16 protein-coding genes are annotated in these 20,251 nt (G+C 62.9%); 5 read left to right on the plus strand and 11 right to left on the minus strand.

Going from position 1 to position 20,251, the window contains the following annotated elements:
* Positions 1 to 170 precede the first annotated feature (170 nt).
* Positions 171 to 1,583 (minus strand): MATE family efflux transporter, encoded by a 1,413-nt coding sequence (locus tag CWS72_RS16750; protein ID WP_101251781.1) that lies wholly within the window; start codon positions 1,581 to 1,583, stop codon positions 171 to 173.
* Positions 1,584 to 2,068: 485 nt separating this feature from the next.
* Between CWS72_RS16750 and CWS72_RS16760 the strand changes: the two genes are divergently transcribed.
* Entirely contained in the window at positions 2,069 to 2,365 is a 297-nt protein-coding gene (locus CWS72_RS16760) for an endonuclease domain-containing protein (RefSeq protein ID WP_241911768.1), read from the plus strand.
* Between the two features lie 132 nt (positions 2,366 to 2,497).
* Here CWS72_RS16760 and ahpF read toward each other — a convergent pair whose 3' ends face one another.
* The 5 genes from ahpF to CWS72_RS16785 all read right to left on the minus strand — a co-directional run bounded on the left by ahpF (position 2,498) and on the right by CWS72_RS16785 (position 8,380).
* A complete protein-coding gene (ahpF, locus tag CWS72_RS16765) occupies positions 2,498 to 4,078 on the minus strand; it encodes an alkyl hydroperoxide reductase subunit F (RefSeq protein ID WP_101251783.1) in 1,581 nt (526 codons plus the stop codon).
* 104 nt (positions 4,079 to 4,182) lie between these two features.
* Positions 4,183 to 4,746, minus strand: a complete 564-nt coding sequence (ahpC, locus tag CWS72_RS16770; protein ID WP_101251784.1) for an alkyl hydroperoxide reductase subunit C — start codon at positions 4,744 to 4,746, stop codon at positions 4,183 to 4,185.
* A 104-nt stretch (positions 4,747 to 4,850) separates the two neighbouring features.
* Positions 4,851 to 5,762, minus strand: coding sequence for a DMT family transporter (locus CWS72_RS16775; RefSeq protein ID WP_241911769.1), 912 nt, complete (start codon positions 5,760 to 5,762; stop codon positions 4,851 to 4,853).
* A gap of 204 nt (positions 5,763 to 5,966) precedes the next feature.
* Positions 5,967 to 7,682, minus strand: coding sequence for a stimulus-sensing domain-containing protein (locus tag CWS72_RS16780; protein ID WP_241911770.1), 1,716 nt, complete (start codon positions 7,680 to 7,682; stop codon positions 5,967 to 5,969).
* On the minus strand, positions 7,679 to 8,380 hold the full coding sequence (locus tag CWS72_RS16785) for a response regulator transcription factor (protein WP_101251785.1): 702 nt from the start codon (positions 8,378 to 8,380) through the stop codon (positions 7,679 to 7,681). The genes CWS72_RS16780 and CWS72_RS16785 overlap by 4 nt, the downstream gene beginning before the upstream one ends.
* Positions 8,381 to 8,584: 204 nt before the next feature.
* Between CWS72_RS16785 and CWS72_RS16790 the strand changes: the two genes are divergently transcribed.
* The 4 genes from CWS72_RS16790 (at position 8,585) to ppa (ending at position 13,512) form a co-directional block, all read left to right on the plus strand.
* Positions 8,585 to 9,340: a HugZ family pyridoxamine 5'-phosphate oxidase gene (locus CWS72_RS16790; RefSeq protein WP_101251786.1), complete on the plus strand. Its 756-nt coding sequence runs from the start codon at positions 8,585 to 8,587 to the stop codon at positions 9,338 to 9,340.
* A 214-nt stretch (positions 9,341 to 9,554) separates the two neighbouring features.
* The gene (locus tag CWS72_RS16795; RefSeq protein ID WP_101251787.1) at positions 9,555 to 11,405 is read left to right on the plus strand and encodes a phosphoenolpyruvate carboxykinase (GTP); all 1,851 of its coding nucleotides are present in this window, start codon (positions 9,555 to 9,557) and stop codon (positions 11,403 to 11,405) included.
* Between the two features lie 147 nt (positions 11,406 to 11,552).
* Positions 11,553 to 12,842, plus strand: a complete 1,290-nt coding sequence (locus CWS72_RS16800) for an AmpG family muropeptide MFS transporter (protein ID WP_101251788.1) — start codon at positions 11,553 to 11,555, stop codon at positions 12,840 to 12,842.
* Between the two features lie 124 nt (positions 12,843 to 12,966).
* Positions 12,967 to 13,512 carry an inorganic diphosphatase gene (gene ppa / locus CWS72_RS16805; protein ID WP_101251789.1) on the plus strand — a complete coding sequence of 182 codons (546 nt, stop codon included), beginning with the start codon at positions 12,967 to 12,969 and terminating at the stop codon, positions 13,510 to 13,512.
* A gap of 271 nt (positions 13,513 to 13,783) precedes the next feature.
* Here the strand turns inward: ppa and phoU are convergent, their stop codons facing one another.
* The 5 genes from phoU to CWS72_RS16830 all read right to left on the minus strand — a co-directional run bounded on the left by phoU (position 13,784) and on the right by CWS72_RS16830 (position 20,209).
* On the minus strand, positions 13,784 to 14,479 hold the full coding sequence (phoU, locus tag CWS72_RS16810) for a phosphate signaling complex protein PhoU (protein ID WP_101251790.1): 696 nt from the start codon (positions 14,477 to 14,479) through the stop codon (positions 13,784 to 13,786).
* A 13-nt stretch (positions 14,480 to 14,492) separates the two neighbouring features.
* Positions 14,493 to 15,287 (minus strand): phosphate ABC transporter ATP-binding protein PstB, encoded by a 795-nt coding sequence (gene pstB / locus CWS72_RS16815; RefSeq protein WP_241911771.1) that lies wholly within the window; start codon positions 15,285 to 15,287, stop codon positions 14,493 to 14,495.
* A gap of 147 nt (positions 15,288 to 15,434) precedes the next feature.
* On the minus strand, positions 15,435 to 16,841 hold the full coding sequence (locus CWS72_RS16820) for an ATP-binding protein (protein WP_101251792.1): 1,407 nt from the start codon (positions 16,839 to 16,841) through the stop codon (positions 15,435 to 15,437).
* 152 nt (positions 16,842 to 16,993) lie between these two features.
* Positions 16,994 to 19,261 carry an NADP-dependent malic enzyme gene (locus tag CWS72_RS16825; protein ID WP_199175751.1) on the minus strand — a complete coding sequence of 756 codons (2,268 nt, stop codon included), beginning with the start codon at positions 19,259 to 19,261 and terminating at the stop codon, positions 16,994 to 16,996.
* Between the two features lie 444 nt (positions 19,262 to 19,705).
* The gene (locus CWS72_RS16830; RefSeq protein ID WP_101251794.1) at positions 19,706 to 20,209 is read right to left on the minus strand and encodes a hypothetical protein; all 504 of its coding nucleotides are present in this window, start codon (positions 20,207 to 20,209) and stop codon (positions 19,706 to 19,708) included.
* Between the last annotated feature and the right edge of the window lie 42 nt (positions 20,210 to 20,251).

Below are 20,251 nucleotides of genomic sequence, written 5' to 3' on the forward strand. Positions count from 1 at the left end.
CCATCGTTGGCGCGTAAGCCAAGCCGGCGGATGCCGGCGCCCGGCGCTTGAGGGACAAAATATATAACCGGAGCGGGCATCGCCCGCGACTGGGCCGTTGAGGCCCCGCGCCATCGTTGGCGCGTAAGCCAAGGGGCCGGATGGCCCCGCCCGGCGTTTGAGGGCTATTTCTATTTATAATCAAGCACCCCGAGCATCCGCTCGGGGTGCTTGATGATCAGGCGGTCGATCTTGTGGCGGAAACGCAGGATCAGCAGGACGGCGGTGGCGGCCAGGCCGCCGGCGAAGCCCCACCACAGGCCGATCGGCCCGAAATCCAGACCGAATGCCAGACCGATCCCGATCGGCATGCCCAGCACCCAATAGCCGACCAGGCCGGCGACCATCGCCGCCCGGCTATCCTTGAGGCCGCGCAACGCGCCCGAGGCGATGGCCTGGGCGCCGTCGAACAGTTGGAAGGCGGCCGCCACCAGGATCAGATGGACGCCGATGGCGAGCACGGCGTCGCGTTGGGGGTCATTCGCGTCGAGATAGAGCGAAAAGACGGCATGCGAGCAGAGGACCAGCGCGGCAGAACTGAAGACGGTGAAGGCAAGCCCCATGCCGAGCGCCATGAAACCGGCGTCGCGGGCACGGACGGGAAACCCGGCGCCGATGTGGAATCCGACACGCACCGTGGTTGCCTGGCCGATGGACAGGGGCACCATGAAGGTCAGCGAGATGATGCCGAGACAGATCTGATGCGCGGCCAGGGCCACGGGGCCGAAGTGGCCCATCAGCAGGGCGGAGCCGGCGAACAGCCCCACCTCGACCATCATGACTCCGGCGATCGGCCAGCCGATTCGCAAGACTGCGGAAACACCGGCCCGGATTTCCCAGCCGGTAAGCGCCGCCATCCCGGGGGGAATAAGCCGGGCGCGGCCGGCATAGGCGATCAGGACCACCAGCGAGGCCCACCATACGATCGCCGTCGCATAGCCCGAGCCGGCCAGCCCAAGCGCGGGCAGACCCAAATGGCCGAAGACCAGGGCCCAGGCCAGCACGCCGTTGGCCAGGCAGGCGGCGACGGTGACGATCATGGTCGGGCGCGGCCGTTCGATGGCCATCAGATAGTTCCGCACCACCGCCAGCAGCAGCGACGGCGGGATGGCCCAGACGAAGGCCAGCTCGTAGCGGAGCGTCAGACGGGCGATGGTTTCCGGTTCGCCCATGGCGATCAGGATGTGATCGATCTGGGTCAGCACGGCGATCAGCGGCACCGAGGCGACCAGCGAGATCAAAAGACCGGCGGCGATGACGCGCCCGGCACTGGAAACATCGCCGGAACCGCGGGCCTGTGCGACCAGCGGCTGGATGCTCATGGTCAGCCCCTGGACCATGATGATCATCATGAAGGACAAATTGCCGCCCAGGCTGCCGGCGGCCAGCGAATCGACGTCGATCCGTCCCATCACCACCGAATCGGTGAGGTTCATAACCATCTGGGCGATCTGGGCGGCCGCGAGAGGCGCGGCCAGCGATAGAATCCTGAAGAACTCTCTCCGCCGGCCAGGCCCTCCGGCGGCCAGGCGGGAGTCCATCATCACGTCGTTCCGATTGGGGGTGGATAAAAAACAACGGCCCGCCGGGAGTTAATCCGGTGGGCCGAAGCCGTTACGCTGACAAAATAGGGGCGTCGGCCGCCATTTGCGATGAAAAAATTGAGGCGGCGGGAAGAACGAATGCGGTCCGTTCGGGAAAATGCCGTTACCGTAAGGGTCCGTTGATAAATCATCGAATTAACGGAGCCTGAGCCCGAGCGGCGCTTCTCGCCCGCCGTAGCGGAGCATGGGCGTCATATGGAATCTCAGGGCTAGGGTCTGTGGACATAACAAGCCCTCGCCCGCTTTGCGGGAGAGGGCGGCGAGCGTGAGCGAGCGGGTGAGGGATGCGCGCGTCTGCGCGGCAAATGACTCGCTTGTTCTGGAGGGGATGCGGGTAGGGAGCCCCTTCTGATCTTGGCATGTTTCCGTTATGTTCTCATGCATGCCAGATGCTTTTGCCCGTGAATTACGCACCAACATGACCGATGCGCGAGAAGCGCCTTTGGTGGTTGGTGCGCAATCGGCAATTGGACGGCCACAAATTCCGTCGCCAGCATCCGATCGGTGTCTTTGTCGCCGATTTCGTCTGCATCGAGCGACGTTTGATCATTGAACTCGACGGCGGCCAACATGCCGACAGCGCTGGCGATGCGCGGCGAACGGCTTGGCTCGAAGATCACGGCTGGCTGGTCATCCGGTTCTGGAACAACGATGTTCTGACCGGTACCGAGGGTGTGTTGGAGGCGATCCTGCGAGCGCTGAAAGACTCGCCTTCTGTGTAAACCATTGAATCAAAACAGCTACCGCGCGTCAAGCATTTGTCGAGTCATCTGCCGCGCAGACGCTAAGGCCACCCTCACCCTAACCTCTCCCGCCAGAGGCGGGAGAGGAGATAGCGAATGTCCACGGAGCGGTTACGCCGCGTCCGCCGTTTCCACCGGAGCCAGACGGATCAGATAGTCGAAGGCGGACAAGGCGGCCTTCGAGCCCTCGCCCATGGCGATGACGATCTGCTTGTAGGGCACCGTCGTCGCGTCGCCGGCAGCGAAAACACCGGGCACCGAGGTCTGTCCGCGGCTGTCCACCTCGATCTCGCCGCGCGGCGACAGGGCCACCGTGCCCCTCAGCCATTCGGTGTTGGGGACCAGGCCGATCTGGACGAAGATGCCTTCCAGGTCGAGTTGGTGCGCCCGATCGGCAGCGCGGTCCTTGTAGGCGAGGCCGGTCACCCGGCTGCCGTCGCCCAGCACCTCGGTGGTCTGGGCGTTGGTGATCACCGTGACGTTGGGCAGGCTGGTCAGCTTGCGCTGGAGGACGGCGTCGGCGCGAAGCTTGACGTCGAATTCGATCAGCGTGACATGGGCGACGATGCCGGCCAGGTCGATGGCCGCCTCGACGCCGGAATTGCCGCCGCCGATCACCGCCACTCTTTTTCCCTTGAACAGCGGGCCATCGCAATGCGGGCAGAAGGCCACGCCCTTGTTGCGATAGGCATCCTCGCCGGGAACGTTCATCAGGCGCCAGCGCGCGCCGGTGGACAGCACCACCGTCTTCGCCTTGAGCGCGGCGCCGTTTTCCAGATGTATCTCGATCAGGCCGCCGGGCGCCTGCGCCGGGATCAGCCTGGTGGCGCGCTGCAGGTTCATGATGTCGACGTCATAGGTTCTGGCATGGCTTTCCAGCGCCGCGGCCAGCTTGGGGCCTTCGGTGTGGGGAACCGAGATGAAATTCTCGATGGCCATGGTGTCCTGGACCTGGCCGCCAAACCGCTCGGCCGCGATGCCGACGCGGATGCCCTTGCGCGCTCCGTAGACGGCCGCCGATGCCCCTGCCGGTCCGCCGCCGACAACCAGCATGTCGAAGGGGGCCTTGGCCTTGATTTTTTCGGCATCCCGCAGGGCGGCGCCGGTGTCGAGCTTGGCCACGATCTGCTCCAGCGTCATGCGGCCCTGGGCGAAGGGCTCGCCGTTCAGGAAGACCGAGGGCACCGCGAGGACTTCGCGGGCTTCGACCTCCGACTGGAACAAGGCGCCGTCGATGGCGACGTGGCGGATCTTAGGGTTGAGCACGCTCATCAGGTTGAGGGCCTGCACCACGTCGGGGCAGTTCTGGCAGGACAGCGAGAAATAGGTCTCGAAACGGAAGTCGCCGTCGAGAGACTGGACCTGTGCGATCAGATCCTGCGCCGTCTTGGACGGGTGCCCGCCGACCTGCAGGAGGGCCAGGACCAGGGAATTGAATTCGTGACCCATCGGCAGTCCTGCGAAGCGCACGCCGATATCGGTGCCGGCGCGCCGGATGGCGAAGGACGGCTTGCGGGCGTCGTCGTCCCGGCGCGACAGCGTGATCTTGTCCGAAAGCGCCGCGATGTCTTCGAGCAGGCTCAGGAGTTCCTGCGACTTGGCGCCATCGTCGAGGGAGGCGACCAGTTCGACCGGTTGCGCGATGTTCGCCAGATAGACCTTCAACTGGTCCTTGAGAGTATTGTCCAACATGTCGAGAGGTTCCTCTTGGGTCTTGATCGAAGCGCCGGGGCGCTGGTCCCTGGATCCGGACGGGGGGGGCCGGATCCAGGGAAGACCGGGTTAGACGGTGCCGATCAGATCTTGCCGACCAGATCCAGCGACGGAGCGAGGGTCTTCTCGCCTTCCTTCCACTTGGCCGGGCAGACTTCGCCCGGATGGGCGGCGACATACTGGGCGGCCTTGATCTTGCGCAGCAGCTCGCTGGCGTCGCGGCCTACACCGCCGGCATTGATCTCGACGATCTGAATCTTGCCATCGGGATCGACCACGAAGGTGCCGCGATCGGCCAGGCCGGCTTCCTCGATGAGAACCTCGAAATTGCGGCTGATCGTGCCGGTCGGATCGCCGACCATGGTGTAGCCGATCTTGCCGACGGCGTCGGAGGTGTCATGCCAGGCCTTGTGGGCGAAATGGGTGTCGGTCGACACGCTGTAGATTTCGACGCCGATCTTTTTGAACTCGGCATAGTTGTCGGCGAGATCCTCGAGCTCGGTCGGGCAGACGAACGTGAAGTCGGCCGGATAGAAGAAGAAGACTGACCACTTGCCCTTGAGGTCGGTGTCGCTGACCTTGATGAAGGCGCCGCTTTTGAAAGCGTCGGCGGTGAACGGTTTGATTTGGGTGTTGATCAAAGACATAGACATGCTCCACTCGGTTGGTGATCAGAACGGAGGTCATCATACGGAGAGGAATGAAATCGATGAAATTGAAAGTTCTATTAATATAAATCGATCCAGTCGATTTATCGAGCGTCCGGCGCCGTTCTATCGTGGTCCTTGCGGACCTCGCGATAGAGAATGTACAGGCCGCTGGCCACCACCACCGCCGATCCGGCGAAAACGTGGGTCTCCGGAATGTCGTTCCAAATTACCCAGCCGAACAGGGCGGCCCATAAAAGTCCGATGTAACTGAAGGGGCTGACCACGGCCGCCTTGGCCAGTCCGAACGCCCGGGTCATGAAATATTGACCGATCCCGCCGGTCACGCCCATGACGATCAGCAATCCCCAGTCCTGCCATGTCGGACTGACCCAGATGAAAGGCAAGGGCAGGGCGGTGAAAATCGACGAGAACAAGGTGAAGTAGAAGACGATGGTGATCGGGTTCTCGGTCTTGTTCAGTTGACGGATGGTCACCATGACAAAGGCGGTGGCGACGGCGGCGCCGAGAGCCGTCAGGGCGCCCAGGTTCAGCATCGCGCCGCCGGGGTTGACGATCAAGAGGACGCCCAGGAAACCGACGACGACGGCGCTCCAGCGATGGATGCCGACCTTTTCGCCGAGCAGCGGCACGGAAAGCGCGGTGACCAGCAGCGGCGAGGTGAAGGACAGCGCCACGGCGTCGGCCAGCGGCATCAGATGATAGGATAGAAAGCCCATAATCATCGCCGTCACGCCCAGGACCGACCGCCAGATATGTCCGCTCAGCCGTCTGGTGCGCAACAGGGCCAGGCCGCCGTTGGTGGCGACGATCACTCCGATCGGGATGAAAGCCAGCGCGCTGCGGAAAAAAGTCACCTCATCGATGGGATAGCGCGTGGAGAGGATCTTGACCAGCGACCACAATACCGAGAACAGCATCGTCGAGACGATCATCATACAGATCCCAAGCTTGGGATTGTCCCGTGCGGTCAGGGAAGGCGGTGCGGCGCTCATGTCAAACATCCATCGGGACGGCGTGCCGGGAGCCTTCCGCCGAATTCGCCGAGGATGTTCATAAATGCTGGCGAACGAAAGACAGCAAAAAGAAGACAAGGCGGAACAGAAAACTTTCCGGAACCTGCCAAAGATGGCACAGAGCCGCGACGGGCACCATAGCGAAGGAAACTTTTCCAACGAAAGACGGAAAGGGGCCGTTTCCTATTTTTTCGCCGAGGCGCGGTCCGGATTCTTTGGCGAGGGTCGTTCCGGGGCGGCCGGCGGTTTGATTTCGGCGGCGGGCAGCCGAAGGGTGAAACTGGCCCCTTCGACGCTTCCATCGGGACCGAGGCGGTTGGCCGCCCTTAAGGCTCCGCCGTGCGCCTCGGCGATTTGCTTGGAGATGGAGAGGCCCAGGCCGGAATGGGTTCCGAACTTTTCGGCCTTGGGGCGTTCGGAATAAAAGCGGTCGAAGATCGCCTCAAGCTTATTTTCCGGGATGCCGGGACCTTGATCCTCGACGCGGATGACCACCCAGCGTCCTTCCCGTCCGGCGCGGAGTGAAAGCGTGCTTTCCGGCGGACTGAAGGACAGCGCGTTGGAGATCAGGTTGCGCAGGATCTGCACCAGGCGGCTTTCGATGCCCATCACTTCCAAGGGGTCATCGGGGGTGGCCTCGATCACGATATTGACCGATTCGGCGGCGCCGGTATCGCGATAGACCTCGGCCAGGGCCTGCAGCATGCCCAGCATTTCGACGGGCGCCGTTTCGGCGCGCGACAATTCCGCGTCGATGCGCGAGGCGTCCGAGATATCGCTGATCAGGCGGTCCAGGCGGCCGACGTCGTCCTGGATGATGGCCATCAGTTTGCGCTGCTGCTCGGGATCGGTGACGCGCGAGACGGTTTCGACGGCGCTTCTGAGCGAGGTCAGGGGATTCTTGATTTCATGGGCGACGTCGGCGGCGAAGGCCTCGATGGCGTCCATGCGCTGCCACAGTGCCTCGGTCATGTCCCGAAGCGCCCCCGACAGTTCGCCGATCTCGTCGTGCCGGCGCGTCAGGTCGGGGATGGAGGGATGGCGTCCGTGCCCTCGGCGGACCCGTTCGGCCGCCGCCGCAAGACGGCGGATCGGCCGGGCGATGGTCCCGGCCAGGTAAAGCGACAGGGTAATGGTGATGACCAGGGCGAAGGCGAAGGCCTGGAAGATGGTCAGGCGGACCTTGAACAGGCTTTTGGCGATATCGTCGCCGGACGAGGACACCATGACGGCGCCCAGGACCTGCTTGTAGCGCTGTACCGGAACGGCCGTCGACAAAAGCAGACGGTGATTGCGCGTGCGGATCGCCCAGGCGGGATCACCGGCCAGTGCCTGCGTCACCTCGTTGTAGTCGCTGGCCAGCGGCCGGCTGCGCTCGTGGTAAACCGGCAAATGGTCGTCGACCAGATGGGAATCGGTGATGAAATCGTAAATGCGGCGGAAGGTCGTGGCGAACCAGCCGCGTTCGGGATCGGGCAGATCCTCGACCTGGATCATCATGCTGGCCGAAAGCAGCAGGCGGCTGTCGGCCAGCTCGACGCCCTGCTGACTGAACAGCCGGGCGCGGACCCGGGCCGGCGGGGACAGGCGGCGCACCATCTGACGGGCCATTTGCGGCGAAAGCTCGGCCAGGGCGAACCCGCTGTCGATCACCGCCCCCTCGCCCAAAGCCGCCGCGACCATTTCAGCACGGATACGTAACGATTCCAGCTCGGCGGCGATCAGCTCGTTCTTATAGCGGTCGAGATAGAACAGCCCGCCCACCAGCAGCACCGGGGCCACCATATTGACTGCCAGGATGCGCCAAGTCAGCGGCGAGGCGAACGGCAGCCAGCGTCGTCGCCGTCGCGGTAAAACGCCGGATTCTCCGGATGGGGTCGGCAGGCCGGGCGCGGTCACGGGTCGTCGCGGTAACGATAGCCGACGCCGTACAGGGTCTCGATATGGCCGAATTCGTTGTCGATGTCGCGAAACTTTTTACGCAGACGCTTGATGTGGGAATCGATGGTGCGGTCATCGACGTAGATATGTTCGCCATAGGCGGCGTCGATCAGTTGATCGCGGTTCTTCACGTGGCCGGGCCGAATCGCCAGGGATTTGAGGATCAGGAACTCCGTCACCGTGAGATCCACCGGCTGGCCTTTCCAGGTGCAGTCGTGCCGGGCGGGATCAAGGATCAGGTCGCCCCGGGTCACCGCCTGGCTGGCGCTGGCGTCGCCGGTCTCCAGAGCCAGTTCGCCGCGGCGCAACAGGGCGCGGATGCGTTCGATCAGCAGGCGCTGTGAAAAAGGCTTCTTGATATAGTCGTCGGCGCCCATCCGAAGACCCAGGACCTCGTCCACCTCGTCATCCTTCGAGGTCAGGAAGATCACCGGCACCGCCGAATTCTTGCGCAGACGCTGCAGCAGTTCCATGCCGTCCATACGCGGCATCTTGATATCGAGGACGGCCAGGTCGACCGGCTGCGCGGTCATGCCGCGCAAGGCTTCGGCCCCGTCCGTATAGCTGCGGACGCGGAAACCCTCGGCCTCCAGGGCCATGGTGACCGAAGTCAGAATATTGCGGTCGTCATCGACCAAAGCGATGGTCTGTGCCACGGGATGTCTTCTCCGAAAATCGCGCCCGGGAAGTGTGGCCGCTTCCGCGGTTCTTGCCAAGGCGTTGCGTGAGACGAGTGGACGGGATCTTTGTGGCGGAATTGTAGAGATCTTACGGCGACTTGACGACCCCGGACCGCGAGGACCACAGTGCGCCGATGTTTTCCCGATGAATGATCCGCTTCTTGAAGGGTATCTTAGCCGATGTCCGGGGATTCCGAGACTTCCTCCGCAGGATTGGCGGTTGCGGCCAGGATGATGTTGCGCCAAGCCGACAGGGCGACGCTGGCCACCGTTCTGACCGGCGAGGCCCGTCCCTACGCCTCCCTGGTCGGTATGGCCACCGATATCGATGGAACGCCTATCCTGCTTCTGTCGCGTCTGGCCGAGCATACGCGGGCGATTCTCGAAGATCCCAGGGTTTCCCTGCTGATCGACGGGACCGCCGGTTTCGCCAATCCGCAGCAGGGCCCGCGGGTCAGTCTTGTGGGACGGGCGGTTCCCGCCGGATCGGCGCGGTTCGCCGGCCGATTCCTCGCCCGTCATCCGGCGGCGGAACTTTATGCCGGCTTCGGCGATTTTGCCTTCTACCGGATCGATATCGAACGGATGCATTGGGTCGGTGGTTTCGGCCGGGCCCGCTGGCTGGCGCCATTGCCGGCCTGCGACGCCGGGACGGCGGATCGGTTCGAGGCGGTGCTGCCGGCCTTGCGGAGCGCTGTCGAAGGGCCGGTTGGCGAAGGGCCGGCCGGTGCCGACTGTCTGCTGGGACGGCTCGCCCGGCTGCGGCTGGGCCGACGGGGCCGGAGGTGGCGTTTGGCCGGCGTCGACCCCGACGGCTGCGATCTGGGCTGCGGGAAGAAAGTCCATCGCCTGGCTTTCGAGAGCCCATTACCTTCGGCAGAAGATATTTTGGCGACGTTGATGGACCTTGCGCGCAACATTCAACATGCTTCATAAAGTTTTGGCGGAAAAACTATCATCGATCAAAAGTTGCGGAGGATAATCGAGAAGGAGCGGGCCGAAGCTATACCCTTATAAAAAATAAGAGTATATTGCATCTCTGTTCCGTCGATATCCGGCCCTCCCGTCTTTCTTCGACGCCTGTTGTCTGCAGATAATTAAAGAAGCGATGAAAACGGGACAGACCGCTGTTAAGGGGAGGAAGGCAGGAATGAACACGTTAGCCACCCGCGGAGACACCACGACCAACGGAAAATTGCTGACCTGGGTCAGCGAGATCGTCAAGCTTTGCAAGCCGGAGACCGTGCATTGGTGCGACGGTTCCCAGGCCGAATACGACAGCCTGTGCAAATTGATGGTCGATGCGGGGACCATGATCCGGCTGAACGACGTCAAACGCCCCAACAGTTATCTGTGCCGGTCCGATCCGTCGGACGTGGCCCGGGTCGAGGACCGCACCTTCATCTGCTCGAAAAACAAGGCCGACGCGGGGGCGACCAACAATTGGATCGACCCGCGGGAAATGAAGGGGAAGCTCACCAAGTTGTTCGACGGCTGCATGCGGGGCCGTACCATGTATGTGGTTCCCTTCAGCATGGGTCCGCTCGGCAGTCACATCGCCCATATCGGCGTCGAGATCACCGACAGTCCCTATGTCGCCGTCAGCATGCGCATCATGACCCGCATGGGGTCGGCCGTGCTTGACGTCCTGGGGGCCGACGGCGACTTCGTGCCTTGCGTCCATTCGGTCGGCAAGCCGCTCGAACCCGGAGAGAAGGACGTCGCCTGGCCCTGCAATCCGAAGAACATCTACATCGCCCATTTCCCCGAGGAGCGCTCCATCTGGTCGTTCGGCTCTGGCTATGGTGGAAACGCCCTGCTCGGCAAAAAATGTTTCGCTCTCAGAATAGCCTCGGTGATGGCTCGCGACGAGGGATGGCTGGCCGAGCATATGCTGATCGTCGGCGTCGAGGATCCCAAGGGGCGCAAGACCTATGTCGCCGCCGCCTTCCCCTCGGCCTGCGGCAAGACGAACTTCGCCATGATGCTTCCACCCAAGGGCTTCGAGGGATGGAAGGTCTGGACGGTGGGCGATGATATCGCCTGGATCAAGCCCGGCGCCGACGGACGCCTTTACGCGATCAACCCGGAGGCCGGCTTCTTCGGGGTCGCTCCCGGCACGGGCGCCAAGACCAACTTCAACGCCATCGCCGCCTGCCGCGCCAATTCCATCTTCACCAACGTCGGTCTGACCGATGATGGCGATATCTGGTGGGAAGGGCTGACCGACGAGAAGCCTGCCCATCTGATCGATTGGAAGGGGCGCGACTGGACACCCGATTCGGCCGAACCGGCGGCCCATGCCAACGCGCGTTTCACCGCCCCGGCGTCGCAGTGCCCCTGTATCGATCCCGATTGGGAAAACCCCAATGGCGTTCCCATCTCGGCCTTCCTGTTCGGTGGCCGCGTCTCGAAGAACATGCCGCTGGTCTTCCAGGCCTTCAATTGGGCGCACGGCGTCTATCTGGGCGCCACCATGGGCTCGGAAGCCACGGCGGCGGCGGTCGGACAGGCGGCGATGCGTCGCGACCCCATGGCGATGCTGCCCTTCTGCGGCTACAACATGGCCGATTATTTCAGCCATTGGCTCAATATCGGGCGGCAATTGTCCAATCCGCCGCCGATTTTCCGCGTCAATTGGTTCCGCAAGGACGAGAACGGCAAATTCATCTGGCCGGGTTTCGGCGAGAATATGCGTGTCCTCAAATGGATTTCGACCCGTGTGCATGGTCACGGCTTCGCGGTGGAAAGCCCCCTCGGCTTCATGCCGCGCTACGAGGATATCGAATGGACCGGTCTCGATTTCCCGGCAGCCAAGTTCTATGAGCTGATGACGGTCGACCGGGCCGCCGGAACCGCCGAGGCGCGCGCTCATGAGGAGCAATTCGATAAATTCTTCGATCGCCTGCCCAAGGAGTTCATTTACGAGCGGGAACTCCTGAAATCCCGGCTTTGGCGCTCGCCCGAGGTTTGGGGCCTGGCCAAGGAGGTGGCGGAGTAATAAACGGGATGGGGTGATCCAGGGCGCCTTCCGATGCCGGCGAACCCTTGATCCGACCTGTTTGCCGGTATGGCGTGAAAAGAGTTTGACGCGGCGGTCCTTCCCGGAGCATGAGAAGGGCCGCCAATCATTTCGGCAAGGCAGGTGATGAGCGCTTGGCGTCAGGCTGTGGAGAGTTATCGGGATCGCCGGGTGATGACGGTCCTGCTTCTCGGGTTTTCCAGCGGGTTGCCCCTGCTGCTGACCTATTCGACGTTGTCGGCCTGGCTGGCCAAGGAAGGGATCAGCCGTTCGGCCATCGGACTATTCGCCCTGGTCGGGCTCCCCTACGCGCTTAAATTCATTTGGTCCCCGTTGATCGATCGGCTGCCGGCCCCGTTGCCGCTGGGCCGCCGCCGCGGCTGGGCGGTGGCGATCCAACTTGCCCTGATGGCGGCGATCCTGACGATGGGCTTTCTCGATCCCAAGACCCAGATCGGCGCCATGGCGGTCGTGGCGGTGCTGGTCGCCTTTCTGTCGGCCAGTCAGGACATCGTCATCGATGCCTACCGGATCGAGCTTCTCGACGAGCGGCGGCAAGGCCCAGGTGCCGGTGCCGTGCAGGTCGGATACCGCCTGGCCATGCTGGTCGCCGGCGCCGGCGCGTTGTTTCTCGCCGATGCTTTCGGCTGGGCCGTCGCCTATGGCGTCATGGCCGCGCTTCTCAGCCTGGGCATCGTCGTCCTGCTGCTGTCCCCCGAGCCGGTGGTCGATCTTTCCGATAAGGCGCCGGCCAGCGCGCCACGCGGCTGGGGCTGGCTGCGCGGTGAATTGCATCAGGCGGTGGTGCGGCCGTTCGGAGACCTGATGCAAAGGCCCGGCTGGCCGGCCGTTCTGATCTTTATCGTCACCTACAAGCTGGGGGAGGCGATGGCCGGGGTGATGGCGACGCCGCTTTATGTCTCGCTGGGCTTTTCCCTGAGCGAAATCGCCCAGGTCAGCAAGATTTTCGGCTTCTTCGCCACCATCATCGGCTGTCTGGCCGGTGGCGCCGTGGTGACCCGCTTTGGCTGCCGGAAGGCCCTGCTGATGTGCGGCGTCCTGCAATCGCTCGGCAATCTGTTCTACATCCTGCAGGCGCAGGGCGGTCATCACCTGGAATATCTGGCCTTGTGCGTCGCCGCCGAGAATTTGACCGGCGGCATGGCGGGAACCGCCCTGGTCGCCTATATCTCGACCTTGTGCAATGCCTCCTTCACCGCCACCCAATACGCCCTGTTGTCGTCCCTGGCCGTTCTCGGGCGGACGCTTTTCGCCTCCAGCGGCGGATTTCTCGCCGACGATCTGGGATGGAGCCTGTTCTTTCTGTTGACCACCATGATCACCGTTCCCTCGCTGCTGCTGCTGCTCTGGATGATGGTTCGCTGGCCGCAAGCGCAGGCGGCGGCCGACGGGTGATCCCGGTTTTTCCGCCACCCCCGACCATCGTCATGGTTGCACCGGCGGGGATGGTTCCTCTCCGGGCGATGCGGTATTCTCGCCTCACCACCGTTCGTTATCACTCGACCGAGAAAGAAAACTCATGGAACTGAAGAAGATCCCGATCGGAATCAAGCCGCCACTCGACGTCAATGTGGTCATCGAGATCCCTTTGAACAGTGATCCGGTGAAATACGAGGTCGACAAGGATTCGGGCGCGATGTTCGTCGATCGCTTCCTGCACACCGCCATGTATTACCCGTGCAATTACGGGTTCATCCCCAACACCCTGGCCGATGACGGGGATCCGGTCGATGTGATGGTGGTCGGCCGCCATGCGGTGTCGGTCGGCTGCGTCATGCGCTCGCGGCCGATCGGCGTGCTGCTGATGGAAGACGAAGCCGGCCGCGACGAGAAGATCCTGGCGGTGCCCCATCCGAAGCTGCATCCGTTCTACAACGACGTGGCCTCCTACAAGGATCTGCCGGACACGCTGATTCAGCAGATCGAGCATTTCTTCGCCCATTACAAGGATCTGGAACCCGGCAAGTGGGTCAAGGTTTCGGGTTGGGGCGACGTGGACGAAGCCGCCCGGCTGATCGACGAGGCGATCGAGCGCGGCAAGGGCAAGCCGAAGAAGAAGAAGTAATTCAGGCCGTCATTGCCGGGCTTCGGCGCGGCACGGATTTTTCCTCAATACTTGGAAAATTCATACGTGCCCGCTCAATTATAAGTCGTCATGCCCGGCCTTGAGCCGGGCATCCACGTGCCCGCTTCAAATGAAGTCGGCCGATCTATGCAATGATGGATTGCCGGATCAAGTCCGGCAATGACGGTTTTTGGTTGCAGTCACCCCTCAAATACGGGCGACGCACAAACCGTGCCGGATAGCCGTGGGCCAAGCACGGGGGTGACGGACGTCAGGCCACGACCGAACTGGAGCTGTCGTTTTTCGGCCGTTCGCCTTCGATCCGCCGGCCGGTGATGATGAAATAGACCATTTCGCCGATGTTGGTGGCGTGATCGCCGATCCGCTCGATGTTCTTCGCGATGAACAGCAGATGGCTGGCGGCTCCGATGTTCTTCGGATCTTCCATCATATAAGTGAGCAATTCCCGGAACAGTCCGGAATACATCTCGTCGACCTCCTGGTCGCTGTTCCAGACAGCCAGGGCCTTGTCGGCGTCCCGCTGGACATAGGCGTCCAGCACGTCGCGCAGTTGGCGCTTGACCAGGGTGCCGATGCGCCCGACGGTGCGGACCGACGGAAGGGCCGGTCCCTCCCCCAGATTGAGGGTGCGGCGGGCGATGTTGGCGGCGTAGTCGGCGACGCGTTCCAGATCGCTGGCGACCTTCAGCGCGGTTACCACCATCCGCAGATCGTCGGCCATCGGCGCCCGCAGGGCGAGAACGCGGACGACCAGTTCGTTGATCGCCTGTTCCATCTGGTCGACTTCCTGATCCCCCCCGCCGACCTTTCGGGCCAGGGCCTCGTCGCGCTCGGTCAGCGCCTCCAAGGCATTTTCGAATTGCGACGCCGAGAGTGATCCCATCCGCGCCAATGTATCGCGGAGCCGGGTCAGTTCTTCGTCGAAGGATTTGACGATGTGCTCCATGAGGCAGTCCTGCTCAACCGAAACGTCCGGTGATATAACCCTGTGTCAGGGCTTCACGCGGGCTGGTGAAGATATCTTCCGTATTTCCCACTTCGATCAGGTCGCCCAAATGGAAAAAGGCGGTTCGTTGAGAAACGCGCGCCGCCTGCTGCATCGAATGGGTGACGATGACGATGGTATAGTCGTTGCGCAATTCCTCGATCAATTCCTCGACGCGGGCGGTGGCGATGGGATCGAGGGCGGAACAGGGTTCGTCCATCAGGATGACTTCGGGATCGATCGCGATGGCGCGCGCAATGCACAGGCGCTGCTGCTGCCCGCCGGACAGGCCGGTGCCCGGCTCGCGCAGGCGATCCTTCACCTCCTCATAGAGGCCGGCCCGTGTCAGGGAGCGCTGCACAATTCCGTCGAGATCGTCGGGATGATCGATCAGGCCGTGGATACGCGGCCCGAAGGCGACATTGTCATAGATCGATTTGGGGAAGGGGTTGGGTTTCTGGAAAACCATGCCGACCCGGGCCCGCAATTGAACAGGGTCGAGATCGGCATAGATGTCTTCCCCGTCGAGCCGCACCGAACCGGTGATCCGACAGCCGGGAATGGTATCGTTCATGCGGTTTAGGCATCTGAGGAAGGTCGACTTCCCGCATCCCGACGGACCGATCAGGGCGGTCACCTCGTTTTCATTGATCGTCAGGCTGATGTTGTTGATCGCCCGTTTGTCGCCGTAAAAGACCTCGATATCCTTGGCGACGACTTTTGTCCGCGACGCAACGGTTTCCGACAAGGGCGCGGACTCGGGCGGCAATATCAATCTCCGTGACATGTAAATATCGTCCGTAGCGCTATGCTGGTATAACGTTCGCCATGTGACTGGCAACAGGATTCGGTCCGGGCGGGATGGATTTCACATTCCCGGCATCGCGTCTTATTCGCGTCGAAGGCGTGAGGGGCATCATTTCGCGACGGGCTCGGAAACATCCTCGACGGGCAGATAAACGGTAAAGACGCTGCCTTTGCCGAGTTCGCTGTCGATGGTCAGCAGCCCGCGGTGACGGTTGACCAGATGCTTGACGATGGCCAGGCCCAGGCCGGTCCCACCCAGCCGGCGGGAGCGGGCGGTATCGACACGAAAAAATCGTTCGGTCAGCCGGGGCAGATGTTCGCGGGCGATGCCCTCGCCCCGGTCGCGGACGGCCACCGCGATGGCGCGTCGCGTCCGGACGGCCAGACTGGCGGGCATGGTCTCGCTCAAAGCGGCCGAGACGCTGACGGCGCTGCCTTCCCGACCGTATTTCAAGGCGTTGTCCATCAGATTCTGGAAAATCTGTTCAAGTTCGTCCGCCCGGCCGATGACCGGCGGCAGGGACTCCGACAGCGTCAATTCAATTCGCATGTCGCGCTGCCGTGCCTGGAGTTCGAGGCCGTCGGCGACACGCTGGACGATGGTCGCCACGTCGGTTTGCCCGTCGGGAAGGGTATGCTCGTTCAATTCGATCCGTGACAGATTGAGCAGATCGGCGACCAGGCGGGACATGCGCGAGGCCTGGTCGAACATGATGGCCAGGAACCGCTCATGCGCCTCCGGGTCGTCACGCGCCGGTCCCCGCAGCGTTTCGATGAAGCCGAGCAGGGCGGAGAGCGGCGTGCGCAGCTCGTGGCTGGCGTTGGCCACGAAATCGGCGCGCATCTGCTCCATCCGTTTCAGGGCGGTGACGTCGTGAAGCGACAGGATGGCCACCGTGCCGTCGATGCCCGCTTCGGGAAAGGGCTCCAGCATGGCGCGGAATTCCCGGTCGATCGGTCCGGGCAGGGCGAATTCGACGTCGCCGCCGGGTTGGCCTTTCAAGACCTCGTCGATGGCGTCGAGAAGCGCCGGATGGCGTAACATCGCGGCCAGATCGCGTCCCTGCAATTCCCGTCCGAAAATCTTGCGGGCGGCGAAGTTGGCGCGGACGATCCGCCGCTGCCGATTAAGCAGAAACAAGGGACTGGGCAGGCTTTCGAACAGGGCGTCATGAAAGCGCACCAGGGCTCCCAGTTCATCGGCCCGGGCCCGCCAGCCACGGCGTAACTGGCCGAGCGCGGTCAGGACGTCGGCCGCCAGTCCGGTATCGAGGATCGGCGGCTTGACCTCGGCGCCGCGCTCCAGGTCGCGGACGTAGCCGGCGATGTTGGCCAGGTCGTTGCCGTAGGGGCGGAGCAGCAGGCCGGTCAGCAGGACGATGGCCAGGGCGCCCAACGCCGCCGATCCGAAATCGATGGCGCCGGAGGCGACGAGGACGATGAACACGCAAAGAGGCGGGGTCGACAACGCCGCGACCAACGGCATCAGCCGTGGATTGAACTTCGACGTGGCCATCCGTCCGCTTCTCCTTCTGGCTGTTCCAGCGAGCTTTCGAACAATCCGCCAGTCCCGTCAACCGTTCAAACCGTCAGGGCGGCGTTTTCATTATTCTGACATATTCCGTCCTTCGCCTCGCCAGGCGGTCCGATTGCCCTGGTCCGAGCCCGCTATTTGAACCCTTCCTGCCGCAGCGCGTCGTGGCTGGCCAGAACCGCCATATTGACGATGTCGCTTGCCGAGGCGTCCATCGAGGTGATCTGCACCGGTTTCGACAGGCCCATCAGCACCGGTCCGATGATCGAGCCGCCGCCCAGCTTCTGTAAAAGCTTCCAGGCGATATGAGCGGAATAGAGTCCCGGCATGACCAGCACATTGGCCGGACCCGACAGCCGACAGAACGGGTAGAGCTTCATCAGATCGGGATCGAGGGCGACGTCGGCCGCCATTTCCCCGTCATATTCGAAATCCACCCGCCGCTGGTCGAGGATGGCTACCGCTTCGTGGACCCGTTCGGAATTCAGGTTCGGCGGATTGCCGAAATTGGCGTAGGACAGCAGCGCGACACGCGGCACATATCCCATTTGCCGGGCCTTGGCGGCGGTTTGACAGGCGATGTCGGCAAGCTCGTCGGGGGTTGGGGTCTCGATCACCACGCTGTCGGAAATGAAGACGGTCTTGCCGTGGCTGATCAGAATGGTGGTGCCGAACACCAGTTCGTCCTTCTTCGGATCGATGACCCGGGTCACCTCCTCGAACGCCTGGTAATAATTGCGGGTCAATCCGGTGACCATGGCATCGGCGTCGCCCAAGGCCACCATGGCGGCGGCGAAGATATTGCGATCCTGGTTGACCGTTCGCTGGGCGTCGCGAAACAGCATGCCCTTGCGCTGCATGCGGGCATAGAACATGTCGGCATAGGCCTTGGTCCGTTCCGACAGCCGGGCGTTGACGATCTCGATGCCCTCCAGCGCGCCGGCCAAGCCGGCCGCCTTCATCGTCTGTTGGATGCGGTCTTCGCGGCCGAGCAGGATCGGGGAGCCATAACCGGCGTGGTGGAACGCCAGGGCGGCCCGGATCGTCTTCTCCTCCTCGCCTTCGGCGAACACCACCCGGCGCGGGTTGGCGCGAACCTCTTCCGAGATCATCTGCATCGAGGCGGCGGTTGGATCGAGGCGGGCCGAGAGCACCTTGCGATAGTTGTCCATGTCGACGATCGGCCGGCGGGCCACGCCGGAATCCATGGCGGCCTTGGCCACGGCCGGCGAAATCGCCGCGATCAGGCGAGGATCGAAGGGGACGGGAATGATGTAGTCGGGGCCGTAGCGCAGGCGCCGGCCGGAATAGGCGGCATCGACCTCGTCGGGCACGTCCTCGCGGGCCAGGGCGGCGATGGCCTCGGCCGCGGCGATCTTCATGAAATCGTTGATGGTGCTGGCGCGCACATCGAGGGCGCCCCGGAAAATATAGGGAAAGCCCAGGACATTGTTGATCTGGTTGGCATAGTCCGAACGGCCGGTGGCGATGATGGCGTCCTGGCGGATGGCGCGGACCTCTTCCGGAGTGATTTCCGGATCGGGGTTGGCCATGGCGAAGATGATCGGCTTGGCGGCCATGCGGCTTACCATGTCGCTGGTCACCGCGCCTTTCGCCGACAACCCGAGGAAAACGTCGGCTCCCTCCATCGCCTCGGCCAGGGTGCGTGCCCGGGTCTCCACCGCATGGGCGGATTTCCACTGGTTCATTCCCTCGGTCCGGCCCTTGTAGATGACCCCCTTGGTGTCGCACATGATGGCGTTGGAGTGCGGCAGCCCCATGGATTTGACCAGTTCGATGCAGGCCACGGCGGCGGCTCCGGCGCCGTTGACCACCAGTTTGACGTCCTTGAGGGTGCGCCCCGTGAGATGCAGCGCGTTGATCAATCCGGCCGCGGCGATGATCGCGGTACCGTGCTGATCGTCGTGGAACACCGGAATCGACATCAACTCGCGCAGACGCTGCTCGATGATGAAACATTCGGGCGCCTTGATGTCCTCGAGATTGATGCCGCCGAAACTCGGACCCAGATAGCGGACGCAATTGACGAATTCATCGACGTCGCGGGTGTCGACCTCAAGATCGACCGCATCGACGTCGGCGAAGCGCTTGAACAGGACCGCCTTGCCCTCCATCACCGGTTTGCCGGCCAGCGCGCCCAGGTCGCCCAGCCCCAGAACCGCCGTGCCGTTGGAGATGACCGCCACCAGATTGCCCTTGGCGGTGTAGTCGTAGGCGAGCGACGGATCGGCGGCGATGCGCAGACAGGGAAAGGCGACCCCCGGCGAATAGGCGAGCGACAGGTCGCGTTGGGTGGTCAGCGGTTTGGTGGGGGTGATTTCGATCTTGCCGGGCCGCCCCGAAGCGTGAAACAGCAAAGTGTCCCGTTCGAGGTCGCTCATCGGCTGGGAGATTTCATCCATGGTGACGACGTCCCTGTGAGATGTTCGAAATGCGCGTCTTCCTGCGGGCAAGAAGCGCCGCTCGGGCTAATGGACCCGTTGATCGACAATTTATCAACAGGCCTTAGGCGTGTGGACATTCGGCAATCGGCCGGATTCTCTTCGTCCTCTTGATGGTTCCGGTGCGCTCCGGCTTTTGATTAACCACCAAGGCACCAAGACACCAAGGGGACGGAGCATACCATCGGCATTTTCCCGTCCCGTCATCGGCTGTCGGCCGAATGCCTGCGGCGCAGGTTGGCCGCCGCCGATTGATCCGAAAGACGCCTTGGTGCCTTGGTGGTTCAAAATATCCGGGGTTTCCTTTCATGCCATCGGGGGACCAGAGGCAACGTTAAAGCGCTCCCATCAAGAGGGCATGGCCGTCTGAATATCCATAGCGCCCTAGACCGACCGTTCGTTGGTGTGGATGTTGGTCCCTCCGGCGGCCGTCAGCAGAGCCGTGGCCCTGCTTTCGCCTTCGGCATCGGGGACTTCCACCCACAACAGGATGCTGCCTTCGGCCAGGGCGGCGGCGAATTCCGCCGCATGCGGCTGGGCGGTCACCTCATCCAACAGTTCCTTGAGCGCCGCCCCGCCGACCCCGGCGGCGATCAGTCCGGCCAGAACCACGCCGACCTCTCCGGCGGCGATGGCGATCAGTCCGGCGGTGACCAGCGGGCCTTCGTATTTCAACTCGCCCAGCAGTCCGACCAGACGGCTTTTCCACGATTTGGCGTCGGCCGAGGCGGCTTCAAGGCTGTCGTGGGAGGCGAGAACGGAAAGATCGGCGCGAGAGAAGCCCGCCGTCAGCAGGGCGGAAACGGCTTGATCGAAATCCGACCGTTGGGCGAAGGCGCCGACCACTTCGCGGCGCATGGTTTTGGCTGGAGTGTTCACGGAGACCATTCCTCACCTTATCGTTGTTATGTCTTCAGTGTGACGCATCCG

Origin of the sequence: Telmatospirillum siberiense (assembly GCF_002845745.1) — a bacterium.
Taxonomy (GTDB): domain Bacteria; phylum Pseudomonadota; class Alphaproteobacteria; order Rhodospirillales; family Magnetospirillaceae; genus Telmatospirillum; species Telmatospirillum siberiense.